We start from the raw sequence: 25,581 nt of genomic DNA, 5'->3' as shown, positions 1-25,581 counted from the left end.
AGCGCATCCGTGTCCGTCACCTCATCCGGGCCGTCCCCGGTCTCCTTGCCCCGCGATCGCGGCTGCCCGTTCGACCCGCCCGGAGCGTACGGGGCGCTCCGGGAGCGGGGACGGGCCGCCCGGCTGGCCTTTCCGGACGGAAAGGCAGGCTGGCTGCTCACCGGCTACGAGGACGTGCGCGAGCTGCTCGCGGACGACCGGTTCAGCTCGGACCGCATCCGGGCGTCGTCGCCGGTCCGGGCGTTCCCCGTCCGGGAGGACGATCCGCGGCGCCTCGGTTCGTTCATCGGCATGGACCCTCCCGAGCACACCCGATACCGGCGGCTCCTCTCCCGGTGGTTCACGGTGCGGCGGACGCGGGAGCTGCTGCCGCGCATCGAGGGGATCGTCACGGAGCACCTGGACGCGATGGAGCGCGCCGGACCGCCCGCCGATCTGGTGCGGGCGTTCGCCCAGCCCATTCCGTCCCTGGTGATCTGCGAGCTGCTGGGGGTGCCGTACGCCGACCGGGCCGATTTCCAGGCGTGGTCGGCCACCCTGTTCCGGATCGACGAGGACGAGGAGAAGATCTTCGCGGCCCGGGACGCGGTGTGGGACTACATGCGGGACCTGGTGGCGGCCAAGCGGCGCCGCCCGGACGAGGCGCTGCTGTCGCGGCTGGTCCAGGACGCGAAGGGCGCGGACGAGGCGGACCCGGCGTTCTCCGACGCGGAGCTGACGGGCGTGGGGCTGCTGCTGCTCATAGCGGGCCATGAGACGACGGCGAACATGCTGGCCCTGGGCACCTTCGCGCTGCTGTGCCACCCCGAACAGGCTCGGCTGGTGCGCGAGCGGCCCGAGCGGGCCGATGACGCGGTCGAGGAGCTGCTGCGCTATCTGACCATCGTCCAGTTCGGCACGGTCCGGGTCGCCCGGGAGGACGTGGAGATCGCCGGGGTGCGGGTGCGGGCCGGGGAGACCGTGGTCGCCTCGATCGCCGCGGCCAACCGGGATCCCGCCCGGTTCCCGGCCCCCGACGAGCTGGACGTCACCCGCGACGCCACCGAGCACATCGCCTTCGGCCACGGCGTCCACCAGTGCCTGGGCCAGCATCTGGCCCGGATGGAGATGCGGACCGGTTACCCGGCGCTGCTCCGGCGGTTTCCCACCCTGCGGCTGGCGGTGCCGCCCGAGGAGGTGCCGCTGCGCGACGACATGCTCGTCTACGGGGTCCACCGGCTGCCCGTCACCTGGGAAGGGTGAGCGTGATGCGCGTGGAGGTGGACCGCGACCGGTGCCGGGGCGCCGGTCAGTGCACCCTGCGCGCACCGGAGCTGTTCGACCAGTCCGAGGACGACGGCATGGTGATCGTCCTGGACGACCGCCCTCCGCCCGCACTGCACGAGAAGGCCCGGCTGGCCGCGCGGCTCTGCCCGAACGGCGTCATCCGCCTCGTGTGCGACGGACCGGACGAGGGCTAGTGCGCTCCCAGGCGCCCAGGAGCGTGGTGGCGGAGGCCCGGGACACCCTCCAGGGTGTGCCCGCGCCGCCGGTCTGGCTGCGCTGGCTGCCGGTCCTGTACGTGGCGGCGATCCTGGCGATCGAGCCGGTGACGCCCGTGCAGTGGCCGGTGAGTTTCCTGCTCATCGCCCTGCCGGTGGTGGCCGCGTTCACGCTCGGCCCGGCCGGGGTCGCCGCCGTCACGCTGTTCACCGTGACCTTCGAGGGCGTACTGGCCGGGACCCCGTGCTGCGCGGGCCGCAGCGTCGGCTATCTCTGGGACCGCCACTACGTCGCCTCGTACCTCTCCACGGCCCTGGTCGGCGCCCTCGGCACCGCGCTGGCCGCCCACCGCAAGCGCCAGGAGAAGCAGCTGGTGCACGCGGCCTCGGTGACCGAGGCCCTGATGCGCACCCTGCTGAGGCCGCTGCCGCACGAGGTCGGCCATGTGCTGACGGCCGGGCTGTACCGCCCCGCGGAGGCCGGGACCATGATCGGCGGTGATCTCTTCGACATCCGCGCCACCCGGACCGGGGAGCGGGCCATCATCGGCGACGTCCGGGGGAAGGGGCTCCAGGCGGTCCGTACGGTCGCCGATGTGCTCGGCGGCTTCCGCCAGGCCGCGTACGAACCCGGGGGCCTGGGTCAGGTCTGTGCCCGGCTGGAGAGCCGGATGGCGCGGGAGGCCGCGGAGATCCCGGACGACGAGCTGTTCGTCACCGCCGCGCTGATCGAGTACGACCCGCTCGCGCACCGGGTGACGGTGATCAATCACGGGCACATCGAACCCGTCCTGATCTCCCGGGGTGAGGTGACGACGCTGAGCGGGCCGCCGTCCCTGCCGCTGGGCCTGGGCTCGCTGGCCGACGAGAGTCCGGTGCCCGTGCACCACCGCTTCCTGCGCGGCGACGTGCTGCTGCTGTGCACCGACGGGCTGATCGAGGCCCGCGACGTGACGGGGGCCTTCTACCCGCTCCTGGACCGGCTGCGCGACCGGTTCGCCGGGGCGCCGGCGCCGGAGCCCATCGACGTCATCGAGTTCCTCAACACGGATCTCCCGGCCCACGCCCGGGCGCTCCACGACGACGTCGCCGTCCTCGCCATCTCCCCGCACGAGCGCCAGTGAACCGGGCCGTGGCCGCGCAGCGGTCAGCCGACGGGCATCTCCGCCCAGCGGGTGACGACTCCCCCATGGCCCGGGTGGGTGCCGTGGCGGGCCGAGAGCGCGGTGACGATGCCGAGCCCGCGCCCGTGCTCATCGGGCTCGGTCTCCTCCGCCGAACCCGGTTCCCGGGGCGCCGGTCCGCCGTCGGTGACCGCGATGTGCAGGGTGCCGCATTCCTCGGTCTCGCTCCAGCGCAGCCGCAGAACGGCCGGGGGCAGGGCGTGCAGAACCGCGTTGGTGATCAGTTCCGAGACCACCAGCAGCGCGTCCTCCAGGGTGTCGGCGGCCAGCCCCCAGTCGGCCAGCAGCGCGTGCGCCCGCCGCCGCACGGTGGCGACGGCCTCGTGGAGATGCGGCACCGGAAAGTGATGATCGACGTAGGTGCCGCCGGTCCACGGGATGGTCAGCTGGTCCGCCATATCTCCTCCTTCCGGATGGTCCGCCGGTCGTGCTCCTCATGTCCTGATACGGACGCTATGGGCGACGACCGGCGGGGTCAACGAATCCTGGTCGGCATTACCGAACGTTCCCGTGCGGGGGTGAACACATGCCCGAAGAGCTACGATCACGACATGGCCGGCCCGGTGCAGTCCATCGAGCGTGCGGCGGCGATCCTGCGGCTGCTCGCCCAGGGCTCAGGTCGGCTCGGACTGGGCGAGGTGGCCGCCTCACTGGGCCTGGCGAAGGGCACCACCCACGGCATTCTGCGCACCCTCCAGAGCGTCGACTTCGTCGAACAGGACCGGGCCACCGGGAAGTACCAGCTCGGCGCGGCGCTGCTGCACCTGGGGACCAGCTACCTCGACATCAACGAGCTGCGGTCCCGCTCCCTCAACTGGGCCGACGCCCTCGCCGCCCGCAGCGGGGAGGCGGTCCGCATCGGGGTGCCGCTGGAGGGCAAGGTGCTCATCGTCCACCACGTCTTCCGGCCCGACGACACCTTCCAGACCCTGGACGTCGGCTCGCTGCTGCCGCTGCACGCCAGCGCCCTGGGCAAGGTCCTGCTGGCGTTCGGGGCGACGCCGGTGGAACCGGTCCTGGAGGCGGAGCCGGAGACCTACACGCGGCACACGCTGGCCTCCCCGCAGGCGCTGAACCAGGCGCTGGGCGAGATCCGGGAGGCCGGATGGGCGTCCGCGGTCCAGGAAACCGTCATGGGTGAGGCGGACATCGCGGCACCGATACGCGGCCAGGGCGGCCTGGTCGTGGGCGCCGTCGGGGTGTCCGGCACCGTGGAGCGCATCTGCGACGGCAAGGGCCGTCCCCAGACGTCACTGGTCGGGCTGACCCGGGACGCCGCACGGGCCATCTCCCGGGACCTCGGCGCGGCCCGCTGGTGACCCCATGTCCCGCCCGTACCCGCTGACCTGCTCGTACCCGCCCGAAGGCAGGCAAAGGCCATGGTTGAACGCTATGTGATGTCCATCGACCAGGGCACCATGTCCACCCGGTGCATCCTCTTCGACCACCAGGGGCGGCTGGCGTCCGTCGCCCAGCGGGAACACCGGCAGCACTACACCAAGCCCGGCTGGGTGGAGCACGACCCCGCCGAGATCTGGTCCAATCTGCGGCGCGTGGTGCCCCGGGCGCTGCGCGACGCGGAGGCGGGCCCCGAGCAGATCGCGGCGATCGGCATCGCCAATCAGCGCGAGACCACGGTGGTGTGGGACCGCCGTACGGGCCATCCCGTGGGCAACGCGATCATCTGGCAGGACACCCGCACCGACGCGCTGGTGCAGGAGCTGCGGCGCAGCACCGGTGACGACTTCTTCCTCGACCGCTGCGGCCTCTCCCCCGCCACCTACTTCTCCGCGCCGCGCATCCGCTGGCTGTTCGACCACGTCGAGGGGTTGCACGAGCGCGCGGAGCGCGGCGAGGTGCTGTTCGGGACGATGGAGAGCTGGCTGATCTGGAACCTCACGGGCGGTCCTGCCGGGGGGCTGCACATCACCGACGCCACCAACGCCAGCCGCACCATGCTCATGAACATCCGCACCCTCACCTGGGACGACGAGCTGCTGGCGTACTTCGGGGTGCCGCGGGCGATGCTGCCCGAGATCCGCCCCTCCGCCGAGGGCTACGGCGTGGCGCAGGCGGTGCTGCCGGGCGTGCGGATCGGCGCCGCCCTCGGCGACCAGCAGGCGGCGCTGTTCGGGCAGACGTGCTTCGCGCCCGGCGAGGCCAAGTGCACCTACGGCACCGGCAGCTTCCTGCTGCTCAACACCGGCACCAGCCTCGTCCGCTCCCGGCACGGGCTGCTGACCACCGTGGGCTACAAGGTCGGCGACGAGCCGCCCGTCTACGCCCTGGAGGGGCCGATCGCCGTCACCGGTTCGCTGGTGCAGTGGTTCCGCGACCGGCTGGGTCTGATCCACAGCGCGCCCGAGATCGAGACCCTGGCCCGCAGCGTCGAGGACAACGGCGGCTGCTACATCGTGCCCGCCTTCTCGGGCCTGTTCGCGCCGCACTGGCGCAGCGACGCGCGCGGCGTCATCGTCGGCCTCACCTCGTACATCACCAAGGGCCATCTCGCCCGCGCGGTGCTGGAGGCCACGGGCTGGCAGACCCGCGAGGTCGTCGACGCCATGAACGCCGACTCGCCCGAGCCGCTGAAGGCGCTGAAGGTCGACGGCGGGATGACGGCCAACAATCTGCTGATGCAGTTCCTGGCCGATGTGCTCGACGTGCCGGTGGTGCGGCCGATGGTCTCGGAGACGGTGTCGCTGGGCGCCGCGTACGCCGCGGGGCTGGCCGTCGGCTACTGGCCGGACCTGGAGGGGCTGCGCCGCAACTGGCACCGGGCCGGGCAGTGGCTGCCCACGATGGATCCGGGGCGGCGGCAGGCGGAGTACGAGAACTGGCAGCGGGCGGTGGAGCTGTCCTTCGGCTGGCTCAGATGAGAGTGGTCAGGGGCGGCGCGCCCAGGCGGAGATCATGGGGGCGGTGGCCAGGTCGAGGCGTCCGGTGGCCACGTTCGCGAGGTGCTGGTCGATCTCCTCGTCGGTGGCGAGGCCCGCGGCCACCAGCCGGGCGCGGATCTGCCGCACGGTGGCGGCCTCCAGGACCGTGCAGGCCGGGGAGGCCACGGGGAAGTACGCGTCGGCGCACACGTCGTCCAGACCGGCCTCGCGCAGCAGCCGGGGCAGGGTGCGCCCGTAACTCAGGTCCGCGCCGCGCTGCGCCATCAGCTCGCGGAAGCCGGACCGCAGCCGGTTGGCGAGGCGCTGTTCGGGGCCGGACTCGTCCGGGCACAGCAGCGGCTGGAGCCCCGGATCGGCGTCCTCCAGCAACAGCCAGCCGCCGGGCCGCAGCGCCTGGATCATCCGGCGCAGGGCCTCCGCCCGGTCGGGGACGTGCACCAGGACGAGGCGGGCGTGCACCAGGTCGAAGGGGCCGGGCGGCGGCGGGTCGGCGGCCACGTCGTGGCGCATCACCTCGATCACCCGGTCCGGCCCGGTGGCCGTGGTGCGCGTCCAGGACACGTCGATGTCGGTGGCGATCACCTGCCCGGTGGGCCCGACCCGTTCCGCCAGCCCCTCGGGGACGGACGGGCCGCCGGCCCCGACCTCCCAGCAGCGCATGCCCGGGCCGATGCCGAGCCGGTCGACGTGGCGGAAGGTGCTCGGGTCGAACAGCTCGGCCAGGGCGCCGAACCGGATGCCCGCCTCGGTCTGCCGGTTGTCCAGCAGATAGCCCTGGTCCTCGTCGGGCCTGCCCGCCCCGCCGTCCGCGCCGTCCATGCCATCGATCATGGCAGACGCCCGGTCACCGGCTGTAGAGCACCCGGGTGGCCGTGGTGAAACGGGCGAGCGCGTCCGGCAGCGGGGCGATGCCGATGCCGGGCGCGGTGGGCACCGGCAGATGGCCGTCCTCCAGGACGAACGGCTCGGTGATGTCCTCGGCGAAGTACCGCTTGGAGGCCGAGGTGTCGCCGGGGAGGGTGAATCCGGGGAGGGCGGCGAGGGCCAGGTTGGGGGCGCGGCCGATGCCGGTCTCCAGCATGCCGCCGCACCACACCGGGACGCCGTGGGCGGTGGCGAGGTCATGGATGCGGCGGGCCTCCGTATAGCCGCCGACCCGGGCGGGTTTGACGTTGATGGCCCGGCAGGCGTCCATGGCGATCGCGGAGGCGGCGTCGCTCGCGGTGTGGATGGACTCGTCCAGACAGACCGGGGTGGTGAGCCGCCGCTGGAGCTGGGCGTGGGCGTGGAGGTTGTTCTCCGCCAGCGGTTCCTCGATGAGCAATAGATCGAAGGCATCCAGTTTCCGCAGGTGGGGCGCGTCGGCGAGGGTGTACGCGGTGTTGGCGTCGACCTGGAGCGGCAGCGCGTCGCCGAACCGGTTCCGTACGGCGCGTACCGGCTCCACGTCCCAGCCCGGCTCGATCTTGAGCTTGATGCGGACGTACCCCTCGTCCAGGTACCTCTCGACGTCGTCGAGAAGCTCGGGGAGGGAGTCCTTGATGCCGACGGAGACACCCGCGGGCACCCGGTCGCGGACCGCGCCGAGGAAGGTGGCGATCGGCATGCCGTAGGCGCGGAGTTCGGCGTCCAGCAGGGCCGTCTCCAGGGCGGCCTTGGCGAGTTCGTGCCCCTTCACGGCGGCCATGGCGGGGGCGAGGGCCGCCGTCGTCGGCTCGGGGAGGGCGGCGACGCGGGGCAGCAGGAAGTCCCGGATCACGGTCTCGGCACCGGCGACGAATTCGGAGCAGTACAGCGGCTCCGGGTCGGCGGCGAACTCGGACCAGCCCTCGGCCTCGTCGGTGACGACGCGCAGCAGGAAGGTGTCCTTGGCCGTCATCGTCCCGAAGGAGGTGCGGAAGGGGGTGACGAGCGGCAGGGCGACATGGAGCAGTTCGACGCGTTCGAGCCTCATGAGCGCGACTCCTCGGCGGTGTTCGGAGTGAGCAGGTACCAGCCGTCGCGGGACATCGACGTCGCGCGCAGCCCCTCGGCGTACGCGTCGGTGAACACCTCCCGCACGGCGTGCCGCCAGCGCAGCGCCAGAGCGGGGTCGGCGGCGCGCAGCGCGACGATGTCCTCGGGGATCCGGCACCACAGCCGCCGGTCGTCCCGTACGGCGAGCGGGCCGCCGTCCGGGGCGCGGCGGACCGCTGTGGCGTGCGCCCGGGCCTCCTCGGCCGGATCCGTGGTGTGCGCGGCCCCGGGGTCGAGGTCCCAGGCGGCGGTGAGCCGGTCGCTCTCGTCGCCGTCGTTCACCCCGTCGTTCATCGGCCCGTACAGGTCGACCAGGTACTCGGACCCGACGGCGCCCAGCTTGACCAGGTTGAAACGGGCGTTGCGGCCCACCAGCGGGTCGAACGTCCAGCGCATGGTGCGGGCGCCGCGCTCCAGCGCCCAGACCCGCTGGGCCTGCTTCAGCGCGTAGCCGACCCCGCGGTCGGAGGCGGTGGCCGCCGCCACGAACGAGTACGCGCATCGGTCGGCGGGCGGCCCGAAGACCGCGACCGCCGCCCCCGCGAGCCGCTCGCCACCCGGCCCGGTGCCGTACGCGGCGTGCACCGCGCCGCCCGCGTGCACGAGGCTGTGGAGCACCTCGCTGGGATAGGGCGGATTGGTGTGCGGCAGCTGCCACACATCGGCGAGGAAGTCGGCCACCGCCCGGATGCCGGTCACATCGTCCACGGTGCGGACGCCGACCCCGGCGGTGTGGGCGGCGGCGGACGCGAGCGCACCGGCGTCCCTCGTCACTGCTGGTGTCATGGCACCGAGTCTCCCGGGCCGCACCCCGGCCCCTCTTGTCCAGGCACACAAAGACATCCTAGGGTCCTGTGACGATCGGCCAATGGCCGCGAAGAAAGGCCCGGACACCCGCACCCATGGACGCCCGCACCCTCGGGGACCTCCTCGCCGTTCTCGGCGAACCCACCCTCCGCCCGCTCACCGCCACCCCGGCCGGTCTCACCGCGCCCGTCACCGAGGTGCTGCTGTACGACGCCCACGCGCCGCTGCCGTCCCGGGCGCCCGGCGCGCTGCTGCTGGCCGTCGGGGTGCGGGCGGAGGACGCCGGGCCGCTGGTGCGGGAGGCGGCCGCCGCCGGTATGGCCGGGGTCGTGGTGCGCGGCGCGGCCGGGCCGGTCGCCGAGGCGGAGGAGTGCGGTACGGCCCTGCTCGCCGTGGACGAGGACGCCGCCTGGCACCACGTCCATCTGCTGCTCGCGCAAGGCCTCGGCGCGCGGCCGTCCCCGGCGGGCGACGGGGCCGCGCTCGGGGATCTGTTCTCGCTGGCGGGCGCGGTGGCCGCGGCGGTGGGCGGGGCGACCGTCATCGAGGATCCGCGGCAGAGCGTCCTCGCGTACTCCACCGTGCCCGGGCAGCCGGTCGACGAGGCCAGGCGGCAGGGCATCCTCGGCCGTCAGGTGCCGGACAGCCCGGAGAACACCGAGCAGTACCGGGTGCTGTTCGCCGCCCCGGGCCCGGTCCGGCTCGCCGCCCTCGGCGAGGGCGAGCTGCCGCGGCTGGCCGTCGCCGTCCGGGCGGGCGGCGAGACCCTCGGCTCCCTGTGGGTCGTGGACGACGGAACGCTCGCCCCCGACGCCGAGACCCAGCTCGCCCAGGGCGCCTCCACCGCCGCGCTGCTCCTGCTGCGGGCACGGGCGGCGGCCGAGCTGTCCCGGCATCTGACCGGTGATCTGCTGCGACGGCTGCTGGACGGCACCGCCGACCCCGCCACCGCCGCCCAGCGCCTGGGCCTCACACCGGGCACCCCGCTGCGGGTGGTCGCGTTCGCGCTAGGGGGTGTCCCGCAAAGTCGCGTTGGACCAGCCAGCGGCGTCAGGGGGCACCTCCCAGCGGTAGCCGGGGGCGCGTGCGATCGCAAGGCGGAGGGTCGCCCTCATGGGGGCACCTCCCGGACGGAGTCCGGGGGCGGGCCTACTTGGACGGGCCCGACAACGCAGCGAGAGGGGGCACCTCCCAGCGGTAGCTGGGGGAGCGTGCCAGGCGTCGCGGGCCCGGCGGGACTGTGCGGACGCCCCCTACATCCGACGGCGTCCGCGCCGGACGGCGAGCAGGCCGCGCTGCGGCTGCTGGACCTCGTACGGCTCCAGTGCGAGGCCCGCTACGGGCGGCAGGCGTGCGTGCTGGTCGACGGGGTGGTCTACGCGCTGCTGCCGGTGACCGGCGAGCGGGGCGGGGCCGCCGGGGAGCGGCAGCGGCGGCTCGCGGAGGACATCGTGCGGCGCGCCGGGCAGGCGCTGCGGGTGCCGGTGCGGGCCGGGCTCGGCGAGGTGGTGCCGGACCCGGCGGAGCTACCCGGCTCGCGGGAGGACGCCGATCTGGTGCTGCGGGTGCTCGGGCCGGACGAGCCGGTCGCCGCCGTGCACGAGGTGCGGGCCCGGGCCGTGCTGTTCCGGCTCACCGGGCTCCTCGGCGAGCGGCGCGAGCTGGCCGCGGGGGCGTGGCGGGAGGTGCTGGCGTACGACGCCGACCACGGTACGGACTACGCCCGCACCCTGGTGTGCTGGCTGGACGCGGGCTGCGACATGGCCCGGGCGGCGAAGCTGCTCGCCGTGCACCCCAACACCTGCCGCTACCGGCTCCGCCAGGTGCGGTCCCAGCTGGGCATCGACCTGGACGACCCGGACGAGCGGCTGGTGCTGTGGCTTCAGCTGCGTACGCTGGCGCGGCTCTAGGCTCGCTGGAGCCAGTCCGCGAGCCGCGTCTCGCATGCGCGCAGCTGGGCGAGGGGCACGTACTCGCCCGGGGTGTGGGCCAGAGACGGGTCGCCCGGGCCGTAGTTGAGGGCCGGGGTGCCGAGCGCGGTGAAGCGGGCGACGTCGGTCCAGCCCAGTTTGGGGCGGGGCACCGCGCCCACCGCGGCCACGAACGAGGCGGCGGCGGGGCGGTCGAGGCCGGGGAGGGCGCCGGGGGTGGCCTCGGTGACCTCCACCTCGTACGCGGGGAAGAGGTCCCGTACGTACGCTTCAGCCTCCTCGGGTGAACGGCTGGGCGCGAAGCGCAGATTGACCGTGATCACGCAGCTGTCGGGAACGACGTTCTCGGCCACCCCCGCGCGCACGGCGACGGCGCTGAGCCCCTCGCGGTATTCCAGGCCGTCGATGACGACGCGCTCGGCGGTGTGATCGTCCAGGCGTTGGAGCACGGCGGCGGCGCGATGGGCGGCGTTGACGCCCTGCCAGGCGCGGGCGGTGTGCGCGCGGGTTCCGCGCACGGTGATGTCGGCCATCAGCATGCCCTGGCAGCCCGCCTCGACCCCGGCGTCGGAGGGTTCCATGAGGATCGCGAGGTCGGCGTGGAGCAGTTCGGGGCGCTCGGCGGCGATCCGGGCGAGGCCGTTGCGGTCGCCGGAGACCTCTTCACAAGCGTAGAAGACGTAGCTCACGTCATGGACCGGGGCGGTGAGCGTGGCCGCGAGCCGCAGCGCCACCGCGACGCCGCCCTTCATGTCGCAGGCGCCGAGCCCGTGGAGCCGCTCCGGGTCGAGGCGGGCGGGCAGGTTCCCGGCGGCCGGGACGGTGTCCAGATGGCCCGCGAGGATCACGCGCCGGTCGCGGCCCAGCCCGGTGCGGGCCACCACGGAGTCGCCGATCCGCTCGACCGTCAGATGCGGCAGGGCGCGCAGCGCGGTCTCGACGGCGTCGGCGAGCGCGGCTTCCTCGCCGCTCTCGGACGGGATGTCGACCAGGGCGCGGGTGAGCGCGACGACATCGGCGGCCGGATCGATGACGGGGGCGGTCATGGCGTGGTCTCCTGAACGGTCTTCTCGGGGGTGGCGGTCCGGCCCAGCGCGGAGTGGCGGATGCCGTAGAGCCCGTAGACCGCGAGCCCGGCCGCCATCCAGGCGCCGAACGCGATCCAGGTGTCGGCGCCGAGCCCGTACATGACGTACACACAGGCGGCCACGCCGAGCAGCGGCGTCACCGGCGCGAAGGGCACCCGGAAGCCGCGGGGCGCCTCCGGGCTGTGCCGCCGCAGGATCAGCACCGCCAGGTTGACCAGGGCGAAGGCGAAGAGGGTGCCGATGCTGGTGGCATCCGCGAGGGCACCGAGCGGAACGAGCGCGGCGAGGACCGTGACGAAGGCGGTGACGATGACGGTGCCCGCGCGCGGCACCCCGGTCCGGGGATGGACCGTGGAGAAGAGCGGGGGCACGAGCCCGTCGCGGGACATCGCGAAGAGGATGCGGATCTGCCCGTACTGCACGGTCAGCACGACGCTCGTGGTGGCGATGACCGCGCCGATGGACAGCAGCACGGGCCACAGGTTGCCGCCGCCGACCGACCTGACCAGCACCTGGCTCAGCGTGGCCTCGGTGCCCGCGAACCGCTGCCAGGGCATCGCTCCCACCGCCGCCAGCGCGACCGCGCAGTACAGGGCGGTCACCAGGGCGAGCGAGAGGATGATGGCGCGCGGCAGATCGCGCTGCGGGTTCTTCGCCTCCTCACCGGCCGTGGACGCCGCGTCGAAGCCGATGTACGAGAAGAACAGCGAGGCGGCGCCCGCGGTCATCCCGGCGGTGCCGAGCGGGAACAGCGGACGGAAGTTCCCGGCGTGGAAGGCGGTGAAGGCGACCGCGCAGAACATCACCAGCACGACGACCTTCACGGTCACCATGACGGCGTTGGCGACCGCGCTCTGACGCGCCCCGCGCAGCAGCACCACCATCGCGAGGAGGACGATCACGGCGGCGGGCACGTTGAGCACCCCGCCGTCGCCCGGCGGGGCGGCGAGCGTATCGGGCAGCGTCCAGCCGATCGTGAGCTGGAGCAGTTCGTTGACGTACTGGCCCCAGCCGACCGCGACCGCGGCCACCGACACGCCGTACTCCAGGATCAGACACCAGCCGCAGACCCAGGCCACCAGCTCGCCGAGGGTGGCGTAGGCGTAGCTGTACGAGGACCCGGCGCCCGGGATCATGCCCGCCAGCTCGGCGTACGACAGCGCCGAGAACAGCGCGGTGACCCCGGCGAGCACGAAGGACACCACCACCGCCGGACCGGCCTCGGGCACCGCCTCGCCCAGCACCACGAAGATCCCGGTGCCGAGGGTGGCGCCCACGCTGAGGAGCGTGAGCTGGCTCAGCCCCATGGTGCGCCGCAGCGGGCCGCCGCTCGCGTCGGCGACCAGTCCCGCCACGCTCCGGCGTCTCGTCAGCTTGTTCTCACCGTGCACCGATTCGCTCCTTCCGCTGCCGCATGGCCCCTGATGATCCGGCAGCGGGGCGGCGCGGGGATGCGCGCATCGGCCAAGATGACCCGGGCCGGTTTGCACGATCGGCCAAGCACGCCCCGGCGGTACGCCGTGGCTGAAGATGATCCGCTCTGGTCGGGGCCGCTGTGAGTCCGGACACAGGATCACCGGCCGCCGCGAAGCGCTGTGGCGAGCCGCGGGCAGCACTGCGAGAACGGGCCCCCACCAGGCATGTTGTACGAGGGACGAGGGCGGGCGAGGGCGGCGGTCCGCAGCGGCGCGCGGCCGCCGACCGGGGCCGTCAGCGGTCCACCAGGCCGGAGGCCGCTGTTAACGCTGGGTAAACTGCCTGCTCGGCGTGTGCGGCGTCGGTTCGGTTGGGGGGCGGAACAAGCCTGTCCGGCCGTCCGTGGCCGCGGATTCGGGTCGGCCGCTGGAGGGCCGCACCGAGTGTTCGCCCTCGCGGCAGTCATCGGCCGCGAGCGGGTGTTCGGGACCCGGCTCAGTGTGGAGCCGGAATGGCTCAAGGCCGATGGTCCGGTGGTCCGGACGGTGTCGCCGAACATTCGGTCCGCCGACTCCGGAGAGGCCGGATGACTGTCGTAGACGAGTCCCAGACGCTGATCGCCCCGCTGCCCGTCCCCGCCGCGGAGCCCGTCGCTCCGCGCGCCCTGTTCCCGGGGCGCGGCCCCCACGCCGAGCGCACCCTCATGGACGTCCTCGGCGCGACGGCCCGCCGCCACCCGCACGCGCCCGCCGTCGACGACGGCGACTCCGCGCTGAGCTACCGGGCGCTGCTGACCGAGGTGGAGCGGGTGCGGCGGCGGCTGGCCGGGGCGGGCGTCGGGGTCGGCGACCGGGTCGGCATCCGCGTCCCGTCCGGGACCGCCGACCTGTACGTCGGGATCCTCGCCGTGCTGGCCGCCGGCGCGGCCTATGTGCCGGTGGACGCGGAGGACCCGGACGAGCGGGCCGAACTGGTCTTCTCCGAGGCCGCGGTCAGTGTGGTGCTCGGCGCCGGGCTGGAGATGACGCTGCGCGCCGAGCCGCACGGCGGCCCCGGCCGCCCGGGGCCCGGCGACGACGCGTGGATCATCTTCACCTCCGGATCGACCGGCAAGCCCAAGGGCGTCGCCGTCACCCATCGCAGCGCGGCCGCGTTCGTGGACGCCGAGGCCGGGCTGTTCCTGGCCGACGAGCCGATGGGCCCGGGCGACCGGGTGCTGGCCGGTCTCTCGGTGGCCTTCGACGCGTCCTGCGAGGAGATGTGGCTCGCGTGGCGCAGCGGCGCCTGTCTGGTGCCCGCGCCCCGGTCGCTGGTGCGCACCGGTGTCGACCTCGGGCCCTGGCTGGTCGAGCAGGAGATCACCGTGGTCTCCACGGTGCCCACGCTGGCGGCGCTGTGGCCGGTGGAGGCCCTGGACGACGTACGGCTGCTGATCTTCGGCGGCGAGGCGTGCCCGCCGGAACTGGCCGAGCGGATGGCGGTCGAAGGCCGTGAGGTGTGGAACACCTATGGCCCGACCGAGGCCACCGTCGTGGCGTGCGCCGCGCAGCTGACCGGCGAGGGCCCGGTGCGGATCGGGCTGCCGCTCGACGGCTGGGAGCTGGCGGTCGTGGACGCCCGGGGCGAGGTCGTGCCCCTGGGCGAGGTGGGCGAGCTGGTGATCGGCGGGGTCGGTCTCGCCCGCTATCTCGACCCGGCGAAGGACGCCCAGAAGTACGCCCCGCTGCCGTCGCTCGGCTGGGCGCGGGCGTACCGCAGCGGCGACCTGGTGCGCGCCGAGGAGGAGGGGCTGCTGTTCGTCGGCCGGGCCGACGAACAGGTCAAGCTGGGCGGCCGCCGCATCGAGCTGGGCGAGGTGGACTCCGCGCTCCAGGCGCTGCCGGGCGTGGCGGGCGCCGCGGCCGCGGTGCGCACGACGAAGGCGGGCCACCAGCTGCTGGTGGGCTACGTCGTCCCCGAGGAGGACAGCGCCTTCGACCAGGCGGACGCGCTGGACCGGCTGCGGGCGGTGCTGCCCGCCGCGCTGGTGCCGCTGCTCGCGGTGGTCGGCACGCTGCCGACCCGTACCTCCGGCAAGGTGGACCGGGCCGCGCTGCCGTGGCCGCTGCCGGGGGTCGGCACGGCCGGACCGGCGGACGGGCTGACGGAGACCGAGAGCTGGCTGGCCGAGCTGTGGGGCGAGGTGCTGGGCACCCCGGCGAGCGGTCCGGATGCCGACTTCTTCGCTGCGGGCGGCGGCAGCCTCGCCGCCGCCCAGCTCGTCTCGCGGATCCGGGACCGCTGCCCCAGCGGCTCGGTCAGCGACATCTACCAGAACCCGCGGCTGGACGCGCTCGCCCGGACGCTGGACGCGATGGGCAGCGAGGCGACGGCCCAGCGCACCGTACGGCCCGTCCCCCGCCGCACCGGTCTCGCGCAGACGCTGCTGATGCTGCCGCTGCTGACGGTCGCCGGGCTGCGCTGGGGCGTGGCCGCGGCCGCCGTCCTCGATGCGCTGCACCTCGTCGGTTCCGCGCCCTGGGCGCCCACCGTGTCCTGGTGGTGGATCGCGCTCGGCTGGCTGCTGTGCGTATCGCCGCCCGGCCGGATCGCGATCGCCGCGGGCGGCGCGCGGCTGCTGCTGCGGGGTCTGAAGCCGGGGACGTACCCGCGCGGCGGCGGCGCCCACCTGCGGCTGTGGACGGCCGAGCGGCTGGCCGAACTGAGCGGTGCCACCGGGCTGTCGGGCAGCTGGCTCACCCACTACGCCAGGGCGCTGGGCGTGCGGATCGGCGCCGACGTCGATCTGCACGCGCTGCCGCCGGTGACCGGGATGCTCAAGCTCGGCAAGGGCAGCGCGGTCGAGCCCGAGGTCGATCTGTCCGGCCACTGGCTGGACGGCGACCGGCTGCGGATCGGCCGCATCAGGGTCGGCGCGGGCGCCACGGTCGGCGCGCGCAGCACGCTCTTCCCCGGCGCCCGGATCGGCAAGCGTGCCGAGATCGCCCCGGGGTCGGGGGTGACGGGTGCGGTGCCCGCGGGGCGCCGCTGGGCGGGCGTACCGGCCGCCAAGTCCGGCAAGGCGGCGCAGCACCGGCCCGAGGACCGGCCGCCGCGCACCCGCCGCTGGGCGGTGGTGTACGGGCTCACCTCGCTGGGGCTGACCCTGCTGCCCGCGCTGGCGCTGCTGCCCGCGCTCGCCGTCCTCGCGCTGTTCGTCCGGGGCACCCGCGACGCGGGGACGGCGCTGCTCCACGCGCTGGCCGCCGTGCCGGTCGCGACCGTGGCGGGGCTGGTCTGCTACGCGCTGCTCATCCTGGCCGGGGTGCGGACGCTCGGCATCGGCCTGCGCGGGGGCCACCACCCGGTGCACGGGCGGATCGCCTGGCAGGCGTGGGCCACCGAGCGGCTGATGGACATGGCACGGGTGCATCTGTTCCCGCTGTACGCCAGCCTGTTCACCCCGGTGTGGCTGCGGGCGCTCGGGATGAAGGTCGGCCGCGGGGTGGAGGCGTCCACCGTGCTGGCGCTGCCGTCGATGACGACGGTCGGCGACGGCGCGTTCCTCGCCGACGACACCATGGTCGCGTCGTACGAACTGGGCGGCGGGCGGCTGAGCATCGCCGAGTCGCGGGTCGGCAAGATGGCGTTCCTCGGCAACTCCGGTATGGCCGCGGGCGGCAGCTCGGTCCCCAAGCGCGGTCTGGTCGGCGTGCTGTCCGCCGCGCCCAAGGGCGCCAAGGCGGGCAGTTCGTGGCTCGGGATGCCGCCGATGCGGCTGCCGCGGGCGGCCGAGGAGGGCGACCAGAGCCGTACGTACCGCCCGGCGCGGCGGCTGAAGTGGGCGCGCGGCGCCGTCGAACTGTGCCGGATCGTGCCGGTGATGGGCGGTGCGGCGCTCGCGGTGCTGGTGCTGGCCGCGTTCGCTGCGGTCGCCGCGCGGTGGGGGTTCCCGGCCGCCCTGGCGGGCGGCGGGGTGCTGCTGGGCGCGGGCGGTGTGGTGGCGTGCGCCGTGGCGGTGGTGGCCAAGTGGCTGCTGGTGGGCCGGTTCAGGGCGGCCGAACGGCCGCTGTGGAGCTCGTTCGTGTGGCGTACCGAGCTGGCGGACACCTTCGTGGAGGTACTGGCCGTACCGTGGCTTGCCGGGGCCGTGTCCGGGACGCCGCTGATGAACTGGTGGCTGCGGGGGCTCGGCGCGCGCATCGGGCGCGGCGCATGGTGCGAGACGTACTGGCTGCCCGAGGCCGATCTGGTGCGGATCGGCACCGGGGCGAGCGTGAACCGGGGGTGCGTGGTGCAGACCCATCTGTTCCACGACCGGATCATGCGCATGGACGAGGTGGTGCTGGAGGAGGGCGCCACGCTCGGCCCGCACGGCATCGTACTGCCGGGCGCCACGGTCGGCGCGTGTGCCACGGTGGGTCCGGCGTCGCTGGTGATGCGCGGCGAGACCCTCCCCGCGGGCACCCGGTGGCTCGGCAACCCGATCGCGGCGTGGCAGCCGGAGAAGGAGCGGGACATGCGGAAGACGGAGGACACGGCGAAGTGAGCAGGGGCAGGGGCAAGGGCGGCCGGGCGCACGTCCCGCCCGGCGGCCCGGTCGGGGCGGACCGGTCCGGGGACTCGTATCTGCCCGGGCACGGCAACGGCGGCTACCGGGTGACCCATTACGACCTGGAGCTCACCTGCCGTCCGAGCACCGGGCGGATCTCGGGCCGGGCCCGGATCTCGGCGGTCGCCGAGCCGGGCTCGGTGGACTCGGCGGGGACGGCAGGCTCGGCCGACGAGCCGCTGTCCGGGTTCAGCCTGGACCTCGGCGCGTTCCGGGTGGACGCGGTGCTGGTCGACGGTGTCCGCGCGGCCCGCTACACCCACCGGGCCGACAAGCTGCGCATCCGCCCGGCGCAGCCGCTGCCCGCCGGGGCGCCGTTCACGGTCGAGGTGCGGTACGTCGGGGTGCCGCGGCCGGTGAAGACCCGCCACTGGGGCGATCTGGGCTGGGAGCAGCTGGAGGACGGGGCGCTGGTGGCGGGCCAGCCGATCGGCGCGCCGTCCTGGTTCCCGTGCAACGACCACCCGGCCGACAAGGCGTCGTACCGGATCGCGGTGACCGCGCCGTCCCCGTACACGGTGCTCGCCGCGGGCACGCTGGAGTCGTGGACGGTCAGCGCCTCCACCACGACCTGGGTGTACGACCACCCGGCGCCGATGTCCACGTATCTCGCCACGGTCCAGATCGGCCTGTACGACCTGGTCGAGCTGACCGACGCGGCGGTGAGCGCGGTGCCCCAGCGGGCGGCCGTACCGCCGCGGCTGCGTGACCGCTTCGACCACGACTTCGCCCGCCAGCCCCGGATGATGGCCGCCTTCGAGGACCTCTTCGGCCCGTATCCGTTCGACGAGTACGCGGTGGTGGTGACCGACGACGAGCTCGAGGTACCGGTCGAGGCGCAGACGCTGTCCGTCTTCGGCTCGAACCACGTCGACGGACGGCGCGGCTGTGAGCGGCTGGTGGCCCATGAGCTGGCCCACCAGTGGTTCGGCAACAGCCTGAGCCTCGCCGACTGGCGCCACATCTGGCTGAACGAGGGCTTCGCCAAGTACGCCGAGTGGCTGTGGTCGGAGGTCTCCGGCGGTGCCCCGGCCGCCGTCCACGCCGCCCGGTTCAGGGCGGCGCTGGCGGATCAGCCGCAGGATCTGCTGGTCGCGGACCCGGGCATGCCGCGGATGTTCGACGACCGGCTCTACCACCGGGGTGCCCTGACGCTGCACGCGCTGCGTACGGTCATCGGGGACGACGCCTTCTTCGCGGTGCTGCGGGAGTGGACGGCCACCCACCGCCACGCCACCGTCACCACCGAGGAGTTCACGGCCCTGGCACAGCGTCATGCGGCACAGCCCCTGGACGCGCTGTTCACCGCCTGGCTCCACACCCCCCGGCTGCCGGAACTCCCCGGCGGCATCGGTTCGGTGTGAGCCGCCGGTTTCGCCTCCGGACTCCGTTCGTTTCAACTCGCGGCTCCCGCAGGCCACTTCATTCCCACCGGGCGGCCTGATACTGGTCTCAACGCCGGACCCTTGGAGGAGCCATGCCCGCACCTCTGTTCAGCCGCCGTCACGGGATGCGCGCCGCGGCCGCCGCGGCCCTCGCGCTCCCGCTCGCCACCCAGCCGGAGGCCCGCGCCGATACCGCCGGGGGCGGCTCGGCCGTCCCCGTGGACGGCTCACAGCTGCACGCCATGACCTTCAACCTGCGCTACGCCAGCGACACCGCGCCCAACTCCTGGCCGCAGCGGCGCCCCGTCATGCGGGAGCTGCTGCGCCGGGCCGCACCCCATCTGCTGGGCACCCAGGAGGGGCTGTACGGCCAGCTGCGCGACATCGCCGCCGATCTCGGTTCGCACTACGACTGGCTCGGCACGGGGCGGGCGGGTGGCAGCCGCGACGAGTTCATGGCCGTCTTCTACGACACCAGACGGCTGGAGCCGCTGGAGTACGACCACTTCTGGCTGTCCGACACCCCGTATGTGATCGGCTCCAACACCTGGGGCGGCGCCGTGGTGCGCATGGTCACCTGGGTGCGCTTCCAGGACCGCGCCACCGACCGGCAGTTCTACGCCCTCAACACCCATCTCGACCACATCAGCCAGTACGCCCGGGAGCGCGCCGCCGGGCTGATCAACGTTCGGCTCGCCGGGCTGAACCCGGCCCTCCCCCGCATCGTCACCGGGGACTTCAACGTGGCCGCCCACGGCAACCCGGTCTACGACACCCTGCTGAAGGGCGGCTCGCTGACCGACGCGTGGGACGCCGCCGACCGGCGCAGCAAGCTGTACGCGACCTTCCACGGCTACAAGCCGCTGGTCCCCGACGGCGACCGCATCGACTGGATCCTCACCTCGCCGGGCGTACGGACCCGCTACGCCGCGATCGACACCTACTCCCGGGACGGCCAGTTCCCCAGCGACCATCTGCCGGTGCACGCCGTACTGGAGCTGTGAGCCCCGCCGCCCGCCGCCTGTCGTGCGTCAGGCGGCGGGCGGCGCTTCCTCCTTCGGGAGCCGTCAGGCGCCGTCCCTCAGGAAGAGCTCCACGACCGGCACCGCGACATCGGGCCGGACCACGGGCAGCGACAGGGTCAGGGTCCCCGGCGGCTGGCCGCCGAGGGTGGTGTTCTGGGCCGTGACCGACGGGTCGATCTCTCGGTAGTGGATCTCGGACGCGTCGTGCAGGAACTGCGCGTACTCGACCTTGCCCGCCAGGTCGGGGAGGTGGACATGGGTGAAGGGCCAGGAGAAGAGGTGGAGGTAGAGGCGGTTCCCGCGCCGGGTGTAGCGGGCGTCGACCGGGGCGCGGTGGGCGGAGGGCCCGGCGCCGTAGATCGAGCGTGCGTGGCGGGACATCCACTCCCCGATGCCCTCCAGCGTGGTGACGGCGACCGGGTCCAGCTCGCCGCGCCCGGTGGGGCCGACGTTGAGCAGCATGTTGCCGTTCTTCGAGACGCCGTCGATGAGCATCCGGAGCAGGAGTTCGACGCTCTTGACGTTGAGGTTGTCGCGGTCGTAGCCCCAGCTGCCGTTGAGGGTCTGGCACGCCTCCCAGGCCACCGGCTCGCCGTCGACCTCCATCGGCTTGTCGGGCTGGTACTGCTCCGGTGTGACGAGGTCGCCGGGGATCTCGAGCCGGTCGTTGACGATGATCTCGGGCTGGAGGCGGCGGGTGAGGGCGAGGAGTTCTTCGGAGCCCCACTCCTCGGCGCCCTTGGCGTTGAACACCTCGCTGTGCCGGCCCCGCTTGTAGGAGAAGTCGTAGAACAGGTAGTCGATCCGGCCGTACTGGGTCAGCAGCTCCTCCACCTGGCCGTGCAGGTACGCGCGGTACCGGGCGATGTCCCGGCCCTCGTTGAGCCGCTCGATCTCCTCCGGCGGGTCGTCGCGGCGCGGGTGGAGGCCGTCGATGACGAAGTCGGGGTGGTGCCAGTCGATGAGCGAGTGGTAGAAGCCGACGCGGAGTCCCTCGGCGCGCACGCCCTCGACGAATTCCGCCACGAGGTCCTTGGCGATCGGCGTCTTCATCGAGGTGTAGTCCGTCAGCTTCGAGTCCCACAGGCAGAACCCGTCGTGGTGCTTGGTGGTGAGCACCACGTACTTCATTCCGGCCTGTTTGGCTGCCCGCGCCCAGGCGCGGGGGTCGTAGAGGTCCGGTTCGAAGTGGCGGAAGTAGCGGTCGTAGTCCTCGTCCGTGATCCGCTCGCGGTTCTTCACCCACTCGTGGCGGGCGGGGAGGGCGTAGAGCCCCCAGTGGATGAACATGCCGAATCGGTCGTGGGTGAACCAGGGAGGGATGGACATCGAAGCGGATTCCTTTCCGAAAACTGGGGATCAACGGCCGCCGAGGCCGCTGGTGACGATGCCGCGGACGAGGTGCTTCTGAAGGAGTATCAGGAGGATCACGGTCGGCAGCATGGAAATCACCGACGCCGCCATGACGAGGCTCCACTGGGTCCCCTGCTGGCCGAAGAACGCCTGGAGACCGAGGGGGATGGTCGCGCGGGCGTTCACGTCGTTGACGACGACCAGGGGCCACAGGAAGGAGTTCCAGTAGCTGATGAAGGTGAAGACGGCCAGCACGGCGAGGGTCGGGCGGGCCAGTGGCAGCATCACGGCGATGAAGGTCCGTACCGTCCCCGCCCCGTCGGCGCGGGCGGCGTCGTCGAGCTCCTGCGGCACGGTCAGGAAGAACTGCCGGAGCAGGAACGCACCCAGCGCGGTGAAGGCCCACGGGATGATGAGCGCCTGGAAGGTGTCCACCCATCCGAAGTTCTGCATCATCACGTACATCGGGATGATGAGGACGTCCTGCGGGATCATCAGCGTCGCCAGGAAGAGGATGAAGACGACGTTCCTGCCGCGCCAGCGAAGGCGCGAGAAGGCGTATCCGCTGAACGCCGCGACCATGACGTTGATGGCGGTGCCGACGGCGGCCACGAACACACCGTTCAGGATGAACCGCTGGAACGGCAGATAGCTGAACACGTCCGCGTAGTTCTGCCAGCGGAACTCCGAGCCCCAGAGCGTCGGCGGCGTGGTGAAGGTGTCGGCCTCGGGCTTGAGGCTGGTGGCCACCATGTAGATGAGCGGCGCCATGAACGCCAGCGCGATCAGACACAGGATCGCGTAGCCGATGGCCTGCCGTGTCCGCGAGGCGACCTTCAACGGCCGCGTGTCGCTACTCATAGTGCACCCAACGCTTCTGGCCGAGGAATTGGACCGCCGTGATGCCGAGAATGATCACGAAGAGCACCCAGGCACCCGCCGAGGCGAGCCCGAGCTGCTGGGTCTGGAAGCCGGTGTTGTAGATGTACTGCACGAGCGTCTCGGTCTCCGTCCCCGGGCCGCCCTTGGTGAGCAGGAACGGCTGGGTGAACACCTGGAACGAGGTGATGAGCGTCATCATCGTCGCGAAGAAGATCGACGGGGAGATGGCCGGGAACTTGATGCGCCAGAAGACCTGCCACGCGCTCGCGCCGTCGATCTGCGCGGCCTCCAGCTGGTTGTCCGGCACCGCGTCGAGGGCGGCGGAGAAGATCAGCATGTTGTAGCCGAAACCCGCCCAGACGCTCATCGCGACCACCGCGAACATGGCCCAGGTGCCCTCCGCGAGGAAATTGGGCGCGTTCACTCCGATCGTCGACTGCATCGTCGCGTCGATGAAGCCGTCGGGCTGGTAGAGCATCCGCCACACGACGACGTTCGCCACGAGGGGCGTGATCGTCGGAATGAAGAACAGCACCCGGAAGACGTGCCGGTGCCGGATCCGCGGCGTCAGCCAGGCCGCGAGTCCGAGCGAGACCACGAGGTTCAGCGGCACATAGAGCACCACGTACTCGACGGTGTTCCGCGCCACGATCCAGAAGGTCTGGTCCGAGAAGAGCCGGCGGTAGTTGTCGAGGCCGGTCCAGGAGTGCTCGCCGAGCATCGGCCAGTTCATGAAGCTCACGATGAGGGAGGCGACGATCGGGAGCACCGTGAAGATCGCCAGCCCGAGCGAGTGGGGCGTGGCGAACACGGCGCCCCACCACGAGCGCCGCCCGATCTGCCGCCCCGGCCGCTTCCCGGACTCCCGTCCCGCCTTCTTGTGTTTCGGTCCCTCCCGTGCCGCGACCACCACGTCGGCGGCACCCGCACCAGTCACCGGCACCGCCGACGCCGCCCCGGGAGGAACAGCCGCCCCGGGAGGAACAACGGGCATCGACGCGGGCGGTGGCTGGGACACCGATTCCGTCATTTCCTGACCTCTCTCGCTCCCTGCGCTCCCCGTGGCCGGGAGGTGCCGACGGCTCGCGGTGCGGCGTGGACCCCGCACCGGACGGCACCTCCCGGTCGACCGGTTCACTTCTGGAGCTGCCCCGCGATCGACTTCATCGTCTGCGCGCCCGACTGCTGACCGTTCACGGCCTGGATCCCGTACTGGAAGAAGAGCTGCTGGAGCTGGTCGCTCTGCTTGTTGCCGGGCAGCGGGGTCGACGCCTTCTGCGCGGCCTTCAGGACGGTCTCGACGCCCGCGATGTTGGCGTTGTCGTACCACGCCTGCTGCGCCGCCGTGCGGCCGGGGAAGGCACGCCCCTGCTCCGCCAGCCCCTTCAGCACCTTCTGACTGGACATCGTCTTGACCGCCTGGAAGGCCTGGTCGGGGTACTTGCACTGCTTGGAGACACCGAAGCCGGAGCCCGCCGAGTACGTGGACGGGGTGGCACCCGCCTTGCCCACCGGAATGGTAGTGATCCCGATGTCGAAATTGGCCTTGCCCTTACGGTCGAGGAGCGACCAGGGGCCGTCGGGGTATATGGCCACCTTCTTGGCCACGAAGTCGTTGGACGCGACCGAGGTGTCCGAACTCGCCTGGGTGGCCCAGCCCTTCTTCACGAGCGATCCGAGCCAGTCGAAGCCCTTGGCGAACTTCGGGTCCGACGGGTCGAGCGTGCCGTCTTCCTTGATGACGCGGCCCCCGTTGTAGCCGAGGATCATCGACTCGAGGTTCATGTCCCCGATCGCCGAGCCGAGCATCTTCTTCCCCGCGGCCTTGAACTTCGCCGCGGCGGCCTCGAATTCCTTGACCGTCCAGCCCGGCTCGGGTGTCTTCGCACCCACCTGCTTGAACAGGTCCTTGTTGTAGAACAGCAGCATGGGACCGGTGTCATAGGGAAGGGCGTAGATCTTCCCGTCGACCTTCAGTGCGTCGAGCGCGGTGGTGTCGAACTGCGACAGGTCGACACCCTGCTTCTTCGCGAGGGAGTCGAGCGGCAGGAGGACGTCGGTGTAGTTCGCCGCGCGGAGGCTCTGCATGCTGACGATGCACGGCGCGCTTCCGGCGCTGAGTTGGGTGCGGAGCTTGGTGAAATAATCCTCGAACGGAGCGCCCTGGATGGTGACCTTCGCGCCGCCGTCCTTCTTGACCGCGTCGGCGACCTTCTGCCAGGCCGCCTTGTCCGCCGAACCGGCGATCCACATCGACCAGGTGAGCTTGTCCTTCGACTGGCCCGATGTGCCACCGCCGGAGGAGCATCCCGACAAGGTGAGACCCAGTGCGGCAGTCGCCGCGGTGGCGCTCACGAGGAGTCGTCTATTCATAGCAGTGCCCACTTCACTTCTTCGTGCTCACATGGACGTACTCCGGCAGCACGGGATGCGTTCGTGCGGATGCTGGAGAGAGGCCGCCGATCGCCGCGGCGGGCGGGGCGTGAGGGGATGAGATGAGGAACGTCAGATGCCGGGTAATGCGTTGATCCGACCCACGGTGACTCCATTCGGCCGGTCCCTTTTACCAGGACGCATCGGCATCAGAACATCCGATGTATTGGGGTGTCAAGGCGTCGTACAGCCCTATTTTCGGGGCAATCGACCCCCGGACACGCGGCCATAGTTGGGATGTCTTTTTGCGCCCGTCGCGGGCGTTTCGAGGGAGCGGGCGCCGGGTGCCGCACCCCGTCCGGGCGGGCCGGGCGAGAGCCACCTCGCGCGGGAGGGGAACATCCGATGTGTTGTTCGGAAGGGTCAGCGGTGTGGTCGTAAGGTCAGCCCAGCAGCCGCCGCTCGGTGGCGACGGCGACCGCGCCCGCCCGGGTGTCCACGCCCAGCTTGCCGTAGATCCGCCCCAGGTGGGTCTTCACCGTGGCCTCGCTGATGAACAGGGCACGGGCGATCTCCCTGTTTCCCAGCCCCCGGGCGAGCTGCTGGAGGATGTCCCGCTCCCGCTCGGAGAGGGTGGGCCGGGGCGTACGCATCTGGGCCATCAGCCGGTCGGCGACCGGCGCCGACAGCGCGGTGCGCCCGGCCGCCGCGTTCCGTATCGCCGCGAACAGCTCCTCCGGCCGCTCGGCCTTGAGCAGATAGCCGGTGGCGCCCGCCCCGATGGCCCGGGCGATGTCCGCGTCGGTGTCGAACATGGTGAGCACCAGCACCCGCGGGGCCGGTTCCTCCGGTGCGGGGCCGGTGCCGGGGGCCGCCGCGCCGGAGGCCAGGCGACGGGTGGCTTCCACACCGTCCATGCCGTCCCCGAGCTGGAGATCCATGAGCACCACGTCGGGCCGTAGGCGCGCGGCCATGGCGAGCGCCTCCTCGCCGCTGCCCGCCTCGCCGACCACCTCGATGCCCGCGGTGCTGGACAGCAGCGCGAGCAGACCGGCGCGCACCACGGCGTGGTCGTCGCACAGCAGCAGCCGGATGGGCGGGGTGGCGTCGGTCGCGGTCATGGTGCGGCGGTCCTCCGTGGGCAGGTGG

General features: G+C 72.6%; 20 protein-coding genes. 9 read left to right on the top strand and 11 right to left on the bottom strand.

Going from position 1 to position 25,581, the window contains the following annotated elements; genetic code table 11:
* The first annotated feature begins 9 nt into the window (after positions 1-9).
* The 3 genes from LCH29_RS02900 to LCH29_RS02890 are packed head-to-tail and all read left to right on the top strand — an operon-like array spanning position 10 to position 2,605.
* The gene (locus LCH29_RS02900) at positions 10-1,242 is read left to right on the top strand and encodes a cytochrome P450 (protein WP_446460075.1); all 1,233 of its coding nucleotides are present in this window, start codon (positions 10-12) and stop codon (positions 1,240-1,242) included.
* Between the two features lie 5 nt (positions 1,243-1,247).
* Positions 1,248-1,460 carry a ferredoxin gene (locus LCH29_RS02895; RefSeq protein WP_123107480.1) on the top strand — a complete coding sequence of 71 codons (213 nt, stop codon included), beginning with the start codon at positions 1,248-1,250 and terminating at the stop codon, positions 1,458-1,460.
* 26 nt (positions 1,461-1,486) lie between these two features.
* Positions 1,487-2,605 carry a PP2C family protein-serine/threonine phosphatase gene (locus LCH29_RS02890; protein ID WP_446460074.1) on the top strand — a complete coding sequence of 373 codons (1,119 nt, stop codon included), beginning with the start codon at positions 1,487-1,489 and terminating at the stop codon, positions 2,603-2,605.
* Positions 2,606-2,628: 23 nt separating this feature from the next.
* Here the strand turns inward: LCH29_RS02890 and LCH29_RS02885 are convergent, their stop codons facing one another.
* Positions 2,629-3,063 (bottom strand): ATP-binding protein, encoded by a 435-nt coding sequence (locus tag LCH29_RS02885; protein WP_446460073.1) that lies wholly within the window; start codon positions 3,061-3,063, stop codon positions 2,629-2,631.
* Positions 3,064-3,216: 153 nt separating this feature from the next.
* On the opposite strand from LCH29_RS02885, the gene LCH29_RS02880 reads away from it, so the two are divergent.
* Together LCH29_RS02880 and glpK are read left to right on the top strand one after the other, a co-directional pair.
* Complete coding sequence (locus LCH29_RS02880) at positions 3,217-3,984, top strand: IclR family transcriptional regulator (RefSeq protein WP_123107478.1); 768 nt, start codon at positions 3,217-3,219, stop codon at positions 3,982-3,984.
* Between the two features lie 60 nt (positions 3,985-4,044).
* Complete coding sequence (glpK, locus tag LCH29_RS02875; RefSeq protein ID WP_446460072.1) at positions 4,045-5,544, top strand: glycerol kinase GlpK; 1,500 nt, start codon at positions 4,045-4,047, stop codon at positions 5,542-5,544.
* 6 nt (positions 5,545-5,550) lie between these two features.
* On the opposite strand, the gene LCH29_RS02870 is transcribed toward glpK, so the two are convergent.
* Genes LCH29_RS02870 through LCH29_RS02860 form a run of 3 tightly spaced genes read right to left on the bottom strand, consistent with a single transcriptional unit; the run spans position 5,551 to position 8,367 of the window.
* Positions 5,551-6,384 (bottom strand): class I SAM-dependent methyltransferase, encoded by an 834-nt coding sequence (locus LCH29_RS02870; RefSeq protein ID WP_446460071.1) that lies wholly within the window; start codon positions 6,382-6,384, stop codon positions 5,551-5,553.
* A gap of 25 nt (positions 6,385-6,409) precedes the next feature.
* On the bottom strand, positions 6,410-7,519 hold the full coding sequence (gene menC / locus LCH29_RS02865) for an o-succinylbenzoate synthase (RefSeq protein ID WP_446460070.1): 1,110 nt from the start codon (positions 7,517-7,519) through the stop codon (positions 6,410-6,412).
* Complete coding sequence (locus LCH29_RS02860; RefSeq protein WP_446460069.1) at positions 7,516-8,367, bottom strand: chorismate synthase; 852 nt, start codon at positions 8,365-8,367, stop codon at positions 7,516-7,518. The genes menC and LCH29_RS02860 overlap by 4 nt, the downstream gene beginning before the upstream one ends.
* A 116-nt stretch (positions 8,368-8,483) precedes the next feature.
* Here LCH29_RS02860 and LCH29_RS02855 point away from each other — a divergent pair, with 116 nt between their 5' ends.
* A complete protein-coding gene (locus LCH29_RS02855) occupies positions 8,484-10,298 on the top strand; it encodes a PucR family transcriptional regulator (RefSeq protein WP_446460068.1) in 1,815 nt (604 codons plus the stop codon).
* Here the strand turns inward: LCH29_RS02855 and dapE are convergent.
* Together dapE and LCH29_RS02845 are read right to left on the bottom strand one after the other, a co-directional pair.
* A complete protein-coding gene (gene dapE / locus LCH29_RS02850; protein WP_446460067.1) occupies positions 10,295-11,365 on the bottom strand; it encodes a succinyl-diaminopimelate desuccinylase in 1,071 nt (356 codons plus the stop codon). The two genes, LCH29_RS02855 and dapE, sit on opposite strands and share 4 nt — an antisense overlap.
* On the bottom strand, positions 11,362-12,798 hold the full coding sequence (locus tag LCH29_RS02845) for an amino acid permease (protein WP_446460066.1): 1,437 nt from the start codon (positions 12,796-12,798) through the stop codon (positions 11,362-11,364). The genes dapE and LCH29_RS02845 overlap by 4 nt, the downstream gene beginning before the upstream one ends.
* Positions 12,799-13,409: 611 nt before the next feature.
* Between LCH29_RS02845 and LCH29_RS02840 the strand changes: the two genes are divergently transcribed.
* The 3 genes from LCH29_RS02840 to LCH29_RS02830 all read left to right on the top strand — a co-directional run bounded on the left by LCH29_RS02840 (position 13,410) and on the right by LCH29_RS02830 (position 19,803).
* Positions 13,410-17,351, top strand: coding sequence for a Pls/PosA family non-ribosomal peptide synthetase (locus LCH29_RS02840; RefSeq protein WP_446460065.1), 3,942 nt, complete (start codon positions 13,410-13,412; stop codon positions 17,349-17,351).
* Positions 17,348-18,778 (top strand): M1 family metallopeptidase, encoded by a 1,431-nt coding sequence (locus LCH29_RS02835; protein ID WP_446460064.1) that lies wholly within the window; start codon positions 17,348-17,350, stop codon positions 18,776-18,778. Before LCH29_RS02840 ends, LCH29_RS02835 begins: the two co-directional genes overlap by 4 nt.
* Positions 18,779-18,891: 113 nt before the next feature.
* Positions 18,892-19,803: an endonuclease/exonuclease/phosphatase family protein gene (locus LCH29_RS02830; protein ID WP_446460063.1), complete on the top strand. Its 912-nt coding sequence runs from the start codon at positions 18,892-18,894 to the stop codon at positions 19,801-19,803.
* Between the two features lie 63 nt (positions 19,804-19,866).
* On the opposite strand, the gene LCH29_RS02825 is transcribed toward LCH29_RS02830, so the two are convergent.
* The 5 genes from LCH29_RS02825 to LCH29_RS02805 form a co-directional block, all read right to left on the bottom strand.
* The gene (locus LCH29_RS02825; RefSeq protein WP_446460062.1) at positions 19,867-21,153 is read right to left on the bottom strand and encodes an alpha-L-fucosidase; all 1,287 of its coding nucleotides are present in this window, start codon (positions 21,151-21,153) and stop codon (positions 19,867-19,869) included.
* A 30-nt stretch (positions 21,154-21,183) separates the two neighbouring features.
* Complete coding sequence (locus tag LCH29_RS02820) at positions 21,184-22,038, bottom strand: carbohydrate ABC transporter permease (RefSeq protein ID WP_446460061.1); 855 nt, start codon at positions 22,036-22,038, stop codon at positions 21,184-21,186.
* Positions 22,031-22,996, bottom strand: a complete 966-nt coding sequence (locus tag LCH29_RS02815; RefSeq protein ID WP_446460060.1) for a carbohydrate ABC transporter permease — start codon at positions 22,994-22,996, stop codon at positions 22,031-22,033. The genes LCH29_RS02820 and LCH29_RS02815 overlap by 8 nt, the downstream gene beginning before the upstream one ends.
* 197 nt (positions 22,997-23,193) lie before the next feature.
* Complete coding sequence (locus LCH29_RS02810; RefSeq protein WP_446460059.1) at positions 23,194-24,414, bottom strand: ABC transporter substrate-binding protein; 1,221 nt, start codon at positions 24,412-24,414, stop codon at positions 23,194-23,196.
* Positions 24,415-24,875: 461 nt separating this feature from the next.
* Positions 24,876-25,553, bottom strand: coding sequence for a response regulator (locus tag LCH29_RS02805; RefSeq protein ID WP_446460058.1), 678 nt, complete (start codon positions 25,551-25,553; stop codon positions 24,876-24,878).
* Positions 25,554-25,581 lie beyond the last annotated feature (28 nt).

This window comes from Streptomyces sp. BRA346, assembly GCF_052851135.1.
The sequence above is the reverse complement of the archived record's forward strand: the minus strand, read 5'-3'. Positions and strand labels throughout refer to the sequence as shown.

Bases quoted from the DNA above. Each gene is read 5' to 3' on its own strand.
- LCH29_RS02895 (WP_123107480.1), top strand. From the start codon at position 1,248: ATGCGCGTGGAGGTGGACCGCGACCGGTGCCGGGGCGCCGGTCAGTGC.
- LCH29_RS02885 (WP_446460073.1), bottom strand. From the start codon at position 3,063: ATGGCGGACCAGCTGACCATCCCGTGGACCGGCGGCACCTACGTCGAT.
- LCH29_RS02880 (WP_123107478.1), top strand. From the start codon at position 3,217: ATGGCCGGCCCGGTGCAGTCCATCGAGCGTGCGGCGGCGATCCTGCGG.
- glpK (WP_446460072.1), top strand. From the start codon at position 4,045: ATGGTTGAACGCTATGTGATGTCCATCGACCAGGGCACCATGTCCACC.
- LCH29_RS02870 (WP_446460071.1), bottom strand. From the start codon at position 6,384: ATGGACGGCGCGGACGGCGGGGCGGGCAGGCCCGACGAGGACCAGGGC.
- menC (WP_446460070.1), bottom strand. From the start codon at position 7,519: ATGAGGCTCGAACGCGTCGAACTGCTCCATGTCGCCCTGCCGCTCGTC.
- LCH29_RS02860 (WP_446460069.1), bottom strand. From the start codon at position 8,367: ATGACACCAGCAGTGACGAGGGACGCCGGTGCGCTCGCGTCCGCCGCC.
- LCH29_RS02855 (WP_446460068.1), top strand. From the start codon at position 8,484: ATGGACGCCCGCACCCTCGGGGACCTCCTCGCCGTTCTCGGCGAACCC.
- dapE (WP_446460067.1), bottom strand. From the start codon at position 11,365: ATGACCGCCCCCGTCATCGATCCGGCCGCCGATGTCGTCGCGCTCACC.
- LCH29_RS02840 (WP_446460065.1), top strand. From the start codon at position 13,410: ATGACTGTCGTAGACGAGTCCCAGACGCTGATCGCCCCGCTGCCCGTC.
- LCH29_RS02830 (WP_446460063.1), top strand. From the start codon at position 18,892: ATGCCCGCACCTCTGTTCAGCCGCCGTCACGGGATGCGCGCCGCGGCC.
- LCH29_RS02825 (WP_446460062.1), bottom strand. From the start codon at position 21,153: ATGTCCATCCCTCCCTGGTTCACCCACGACCGATTCGGCATGTTCATC.
- LCH29_RS02820 (WP_446460061.1), bottom strand. From the start codon at position 22,038: ATGAGTAGCGACACGCGGCCGTTGAAGGTCGCCTCGCGGACACGGCAG.
- LCH29_RS02805 (WP_446460058.1), bottom strand. From the start codon at position 25,553: ATGACCGCGACCGACGCCACCCCGCCCATCCGGCTGCTGCTGTGCGAC.